General features: G+C 68.8%; 4 protein-coding genes. 3 read left to right on the top strand and 1 reads right to left on the bottom strand.

The window, feature by feature from the left end:
* A partial coding sequence (locus R6V09_RS42370) for an NmrA family NAD(P)-binding protein (RefSeq protein ID WP_317886815.1) occupies nt 1-605 on the top strand: 605 nt, incomplete at its 5' end.
* A gap of 28 nt (nt 606-633) precedes the next feature.
* On the opposite strand, the gene R6V09_RS42365 is transcribed toward R6V09_RS42370, so the two are convergent.
* Nucleotides 634-1,806, bottom strand: coding sequence for a YihY/virulence factor BrkB family protein (locus tag R6V09_RS42365; RefSeq protein WP_317886814.1), 1,173 nt, complete (start codon nt 1,804-1,806; stop codon nt 634-636).
* Between the two features lie 529 nt (nt 1,807-2,335).
* Between R6V09_RS42365 and R6V09_RS42360 the strand changes: the two genes are divergently transcribed.
* Both R6V09_RS42360 and R6V09_RS42355 read left to right on the top strand, forming a co-directional pair.
* Nucleotides 2,336-4,786: a Pls/PosA family non-ribosomal peptide synthetase gene (locus tag R6V09_RS42360; RefSeq protein ID WP_317886813.1), complete on the top strand. Its 2,451-nt coding sequence runs from the start codon at nt 2,336-2,338 to the stop codon at nt 4,784-4,786.
* Nucleotides 4,787-4,828: 42 nt separating this feature from the next.
* The coding region (locus R6V09_RS42355; protein WP_317886812.1) for an amino acid adenylation domain-containing protein at nt 4,829-6,676 on the top strand (1,848 nt) is incomplete at its 3' end.

Below are 6,676 nucleotides of genomic sequence, written 5' to 3'. Positions count from 1 at the left end.
TGGGGCTGCTCGCGCGCGAGGCGGTCGGTCTTGGCGTACGGCGGCTGGTGCTGCTGTCCTCGCGGGGCGAAGAGCGGGCGCGGCCCACGGAGGAGGCGCTGCGCGGGTCAGGGGCGGACTGGACGGTCGTACGGGCGGCGTGGTTCGCGCAGAACTTCAGCGAGGGACCGTTGGTGGAGGGGCTGCGGGAAAGTGGGGAACTGGTGTTCCCCGGTGGTGAGGTGCGGGAGCCGTTCATCGACGTGCGGGACATCGCGGACGTGGTCGTGGCCGCGGTGACGGCCGGGGACCGGTATGTCGGGCAGGCGGTCACGGTGTCCGGGCCGCGGCTGCTGACCTTCGGGGAGGCGGTCGCGGAGATCTCCGCGGCGGCGGGGCGGGCGTTGACGTATCGGGCGGTGTCGGCCCGTCAGTACGGCGACGATCTGGCCGGGTTCGGGGTGCCGGCCGGGGAGGTCGAGTTCCTGGTGGAGTTGTTCGAGTCGTTGCTCGACGGGCGCAACGCGTATCTCTCGGACGGGGTTCAGCAGGTGCTGGGGCGCGAGCCGCGCGACTTCTCGGAGTTCGCGCGGGAGGCCTCGGCGGCGGGCGTCTGGAAGGTGTGAGCGGGCGCCCGGAAGCAGCAGCGGAGCGTCACTTCACCGGTCCCGGTGTGTCTCCGCCGCTCTTGTGGGTGCTCTTGGCGTGGGTGCGCAGCCGGGAGGTGACGTCCTCGGGGGGCAGGAAGCGGGACCAGCGTTCCGGGAACTCGGAGGGCATGTCGCCGTCCTCGGGGTCGTCGAAGTCCTCGTCGTCCTCGCCGCCGTGGGTGCGGGCGGCGGCCATGCGGGCGACGTACTCGGCGGCCTCCTCCTCGTGCCGGCGTTCGTTGGCGGCGCGGGCTGCGGCGGTCGCGGCGGCCGGCCAGACCCGGTCGATGGCCGCGTTGACGGCGGCCCCGACGAGTACGGCGAACGCGGACACGCCGATCCACAGCAGTACGGCGACGGGCGCGGCGAGGGAGCCGTAGATGGTGGGGCCCTCGACCGTGCCGGTGAGGTAGATGCGCAGCAGGTAGCTGCCGAGCACCCACATGGCGAGGGCGACCAGGGAGCCGGGCACGTCCTCGATCCACGGGGAGCGGACGGGGACCGACACGTGGTACAGCGTCGTGAGGAAGACGACGGACAGGACGATGACGACGGGCCAGTACAGGACCTGTACGACCGTCTCCGACCAGGGCACGACGTTCACCACGGCGTCCGGTCCCGCGACCATCAGCGGCAGCGCGACCGAGCCGATCAGCAGGGCCGCGACGAACAGGGCGAAGGACACGATCCGGGTCTTGACGATGCCGCGTACGCCGTCGAGGCCGTACATCACGGTGATGGTGTCGATGAAGACGTTGACCGCGCGGGAGCCGGACCAGAGGGCGAACAGGAAGCCGATGGAGATGACGTCGGGCCGGCCGCCCTTCATGACGTCGTGCAGGATCGGCTGGGCGATCTCGTGCACGCCCTTGTCGGTCAGGACGGTGCGGGACGCCTCCAGGATGTTGTTCTCCAGGCCGGCGATGCTGTGGGCGCCGGTCCAGCTGTCGACGTAGCCGAGCAGGCCGATGAGGCTCAGCAGGAGCGGCGGGACGGACAGCAGCGTGAAGAACGCGGCCTCGGCCGCGAGGCCCAGGATGCGGTACTCCATGCAGGAGTTGACGGTGTCCTTGACCAGCAGCCAGGCGGTCCTGCGCTTGGAGACGTTCCGGTAGAGGGCACGCGCCCGGTTGAACCGGCCGGTGGGCCGCTCGGGGGTTTCACTTGCTGACTGCACGCCCTAAAGGTATCCGCCGCGCCGGGATGCACTCATCCCCCGGGGGCGTCGGCCGGGACAGGACACCTGCTGGACAGGCGTGTCATGCTCGCGCTGGCCGAAACTTTTCGGTCCGGAATTCGAATTGGCATTCGAGATTTTAATGGTTGTTTCGGAGAGCTTCCCGGTGAGGACTTCGGCCGTCAATCCTGATTGACCTTGCCCCTACCCTGCGAAGACGAAAAAGCGCCATTGCCCAAAACGGCCTTGACCCGTTCCGGAATGTCCAGAAATAATCCGGACTGCATTCGTTGCGCGCGTTGGGACGACGTCAGCGCACACGACTCGGGGGAAACAAATGGCCCATGACCGGGGCCTCGTCCAAATGGCAACTCTGTACACAATGCGGAACTCCATTCTCACGAATTCCCATTCACCTCACCCGTTTCGCGTGCCTTTAAATTTCCTCCTGCCGTGAACAACGGGCGCGACTCCGCCGTATTCGTCTTTGACAATTCAAAGGCAGCGATCAGCACCAAGGAGCCACGTGGTGGGAAAACCCGGCACCGTCACAGAGACCGTCCTCGCGGAGGTCCTGGCCGGTGTCGTACGCAAGGAAGCCATACCTCTCGACAGTCACTTCTTCGACGACCTGGGCGCCAACTCGCTGGTGATGGCGCACTTCTGCGCACGGGTCAGGAAGCGGGACGACCTGCCGTCGGTGTCCATGCGGGACGTCTACGGCTATCCGACGATCCGCAGTCTCGCGGCGGCGCTCGGCGAAACACCCGAACCTTCCGCACCGGTGGCGGCAGAGGCACCACCGGTCGGCAGCACGGCACGATATCTGCTGTGCGGAACACTCCAGTTCCTCGTTTTCGCGCTCTACTGCGCACTCGCCGGACTTGTCACCGGGCGCGGCTACGAATGGGTTTCCGGCGGTTCCGGAGTGGCGCAGGTTTATCTGCGTTCCGCGATATTCGGCGGCGCAGTGTTCATCGGTGTGTGCACGGTGCCGGTGGTGGCCAAGTGGGTGCTCGTCGGCCGCTGGAAGGAGACCGATTTCCCGGTCTGGAGCCTCGCCTATGTCCGGTTCTGGACGGTCAAGGCGCTGCTGCACGCCAACCCGATGATCATGTTCGCCGGCAACCCGCTGTACGTCCTCTACCTGCGCGCCCTCGGCGCCCGGATCGGCAAGGGCGTCACGATCCTGTCCCACTCCGTTCCGGTCTGCACCGACCTGCTGACCGTCGGAGACGGAACGGTCATCCGCAAGGACTCCTTCTTCCTCTGCTATCAGGCGCACGCCGGCCGTATCCGCACCGGCCGGGTCACGCTCGGCAGCGGGGTGTACGTCGGCGAGAAGACGGTCCTCGACATCGGCACGGCCATGGGTGACGGCGCCCAACTCGGCCACTCCTCCGCCCTGTACGACGGCGCGCGGGTCCCGGCCGGCGGGCGTGTGCACGGCTCTCCGGCCCAGGCCACGGACGTCGACTACGTCCGCGTCCCGGCGGCGGACTGCTCCACGGCGCGCCGCTTCGGCTACGGCCTGACCGCGCTCCTGCAGATGCTGGCGGTCTACGTCCCGCTCGCGGTCGGCGGCACCTACATGGTGCTGACGGTGGTGCCGGCCCTCGACCACCTGCTGGATCCGAACACCAAGGACCTCAACTCGGCCCGCTTCTACGGCGAGGCGCTCGGTCTGTCGCTCGTGGCGTTCGTGGGGTTCGTCCTGCTCGGCTTCGCCTCCGTGACCCTGGTGCCGAGGCTGCTCCGTCCGCTGCTGCGCCCCGACCGGGTGTATCCGCTGTACGGCTTCCACTACTCGGTGCAGCGCGCGGTGGCCCGTCTGACCAACCTCAAGTTCTTCAAGTGGCTGTGCGGCGACAGCTCGTACATCGTCGGCTATCTGAAGGCCCTCGGCTACGACCTCGGCGAGGTGGAGCAGACCGGCTCCAACTTCGGTACGGAGGTGCAGCACGAGACGCCGTATCTGGCCAGTGTGGGAAGCGGCACGATGGTCGCGGACGGTCTGTCGATCGTCAACGCGGACTTCTCCAGTACGTCGTTCCGGCTGTCGCGCGCCTCGATCGGGCCGCGCAACTTCCTGGGCAACAACATCGCCTACCCCTCCGGGGGCCGCACCGGCGACAACTGCCTGCTCGCCACGAAGGTGATGGTGCCGCTCGACGGCGAAGTCCGTGAGGGCGTCGGCCTGTTGGGCTCACCGTGCTTCGAGATCCCGCGCTCGGTGGAGCGCGACAGCCGCTTCGACCATCTGCGCGAGGGCGACGAGCTGAAGCGCCGGCTGACCCTGAAGAACCGCGCCAACCTGCGCTCGATGGGCCTGTATCTGTTCGTGCGCTGGCTGCACTGGTTCGTGCTGACCATGGTCGGTTTCGCCGCCGTCGACCTGTACGGGGGCGAGGGCGTCGGCGGGGGGCTGCTGATCGGCGCGTCCCTGATGCTCGGGCTCGGCTTCACCGCCGGGTACTACGTGCTGGTGGAGCGCCTGGTCGGCGGGTTCCGGCCGCTGGAGCCCAAGTTGTGCTCGATCTACGACCCGTACTTCTGGTGGCACGAGCGGCTGTGGAAGGTCCCGGACACCTATCTCAACGTGTTCAACGGGACGCCGTTCAAGAACCTGCTCTGGCGGCTGCTGGGCGTACGGATCGGCCGGCGGGTCTTCGACGACGGTGCCTACATCACCGAGCGCACCCTCACCGCGATCGGCGACGACTGCACGCTGTCGGCGCACACCAAGGTGCAGTCCCACTCTCAGGAGGACGGCACGTTCAAGTCCGAACTCATCACCATCGGCGACGGCTGCACCCTCGGGGTGGGTGCGCTCGTGCACTACGGGGTGTCGATGGGCGACGGGGCCGTACTCGCCGCCGACTCGTTCCTGATGAAGGGCGAGGAGATGCCCGCGCTGTCGCGGTGGGGCGGAAATCCGGCGGTGGCCCAGCGCGGCGCCGTCCGGCATGTGTCTCCCTGACGGCTTGGCCGCAGGGGGAAGGAAACAGGGGGGAAGAGAAAGATGGAGATCATTCCGCGGTGGACGCTCGCTCCGGTGCCCGGTGTGGCGGAGTACGAAGTGTCCCTGCCCGAAGGGCTGTTGATCGAGCCCGCCGCTTTGAAGGTCGCCCATGCGACAGTGCTCGCCGCGCTCTCCGGTGAGAGCGTCGAGGAGGACCCGGCGCTGCAGGTGAGCGTCACGGGCCGCACGCTGCGGCTGCGGTACCGCACCGATGTCCTGGACGCCGAGGCCGCCGCCCGTATCGCGGGCTATCACCTCACCGTCCTCGTCGATCCGAAGCGGACGAGCCTGCTGTCCGAGGCCGAAGTCCGTTTCCAGCTGGAGGAGTTGGCGGGTCCCCGGCGTGAGTTGCCGGACCGGCGGGTGCACGAGCTGTTCGAGGAGCGGGTGGCCGCTCATCCGGACGCCGTCGCCGCCGTGCAGGGCGACCGGCAGTGGACGTACCGGGAGCTCAACTCCCGGGCGAACCAGCTGAGTCGGGCGCTACTGGCGCGTGGCCTGACCCGCGAGGATGTCGTCGCGGTGGTGCTGGAGCGCAACCTCGACTGGATGGCCGCCGTGCTCGCCGTGTTCAAGGCGGGCGGGGTCTATCTGCCCGTCGAGCCGCACTTCCCGGCCGACCGGGTCGCGAGGGTGCTGGACCGCGCCGGGTGCGAGCTGGTCCTGACCGAGCGCGGCAGTGACGGCGCGCTGGACCCGTCCTGCGACCACACGCTCTATGTCGACGAGGCGTACGCCGAGGGGCATTCGGACGGTGACCTCGGGATCGCGGTCCAGCCCGGTCAACTCGCCTACATCTACTTCACGTCCGGCTCCACCGGTGAGCCCAAGGGCGCGATGTGCGAGCACGCGGGATTCCTCAACCATGTGTTCGCCAAGCTCGACGACCTGGGGATCGGGGCCGGGCAGGTGGTGGCGCAGACCGCGCCCCAGTGCTTCGACATCTCGCTGTGGCAGCTGGTCTGCGCGCCGCTCGTGGGCGGACGGACGCTGCTGGTGGAGCAGGACGTGATCCTGGACGTGCCGCGGTTCGCCGACACGATCGAGGCGGGGCGCGTCAATGTGCTCCAGGTCGTGCCGTCGTATCTGGAGGCCGTGCTCGCCGAGTTGGAGCGGCAGCCGCGTGAACTCCCGGACCTGCGCTGTGTGTCGGTCACCGGGGAGGCCGTGAAGAAGGAGCTCGTGGAGCGCTGGTTCACGGCGCGGCCCGGGGTCCGGCTGGTCAACGCCTATGGCCTGACGGAGACTTCGGACGACACCAACCACGAGGTGATGGACCGGGCGCCGGACGGGCCCCGGGTTCCGCTCGGCCGGCCGGTGGGCAATGTGCGGGTGTACGTCGTCGACGAGGACCTGGTGCCGGTGCCGCTGGGGGCGCCCGGCGAGATCGTGTTCTCCGGAGTGTGCGTCGGCCGGGGGTACGTCAACGATCCCGAGCGCACGGCGGCGGCCTTCACCGACGACCCGTACCGGCCCGGTGAGCGGCTGTACCGCAGCGGCGACCACGGGCGCTGGCGGCCCGACGGCAAGCTGGAGTTCCTGGGGCGCCGGGACAGCCAGGTGAAGATCCGCGGCTTCCGTATCGAGATCGGTGAGATCGAGAACGCGCTGCTGCGGGTGGACGGGGTCCGGGACGGTGCGGTGGTCGTCGTACGCGGGACGCAGCTGGTGGCGTTCTGCACGGGTGCGCGGCCCGTCGAGGCGGACGCCGTGCGGGAACGGCTCGCCGAGTCGCTGCCCGCGTACATGGTGCCGTCGGTCGTGCACTGGCGGGCGTCGCTGCCGCTGACCGCCAACGGCAAGACCGACCGCCGGACGCTCACCGCGCTCGCCGGTGACCTGGCCGCC

The sequence above is a fragment of the Streptomyces sp. W16 genome (genome assembly GCF_033194735.1).
GTDB lineage: Bacteria > Actinomycetota > Actinomycetes > Streptomycetales > Streptomycetaceae > Streptomyces.
Note: the sequence above shows the minus strand (reverse complement) of the source record. Positions and strands in the feature narration are given on the sequence as shown.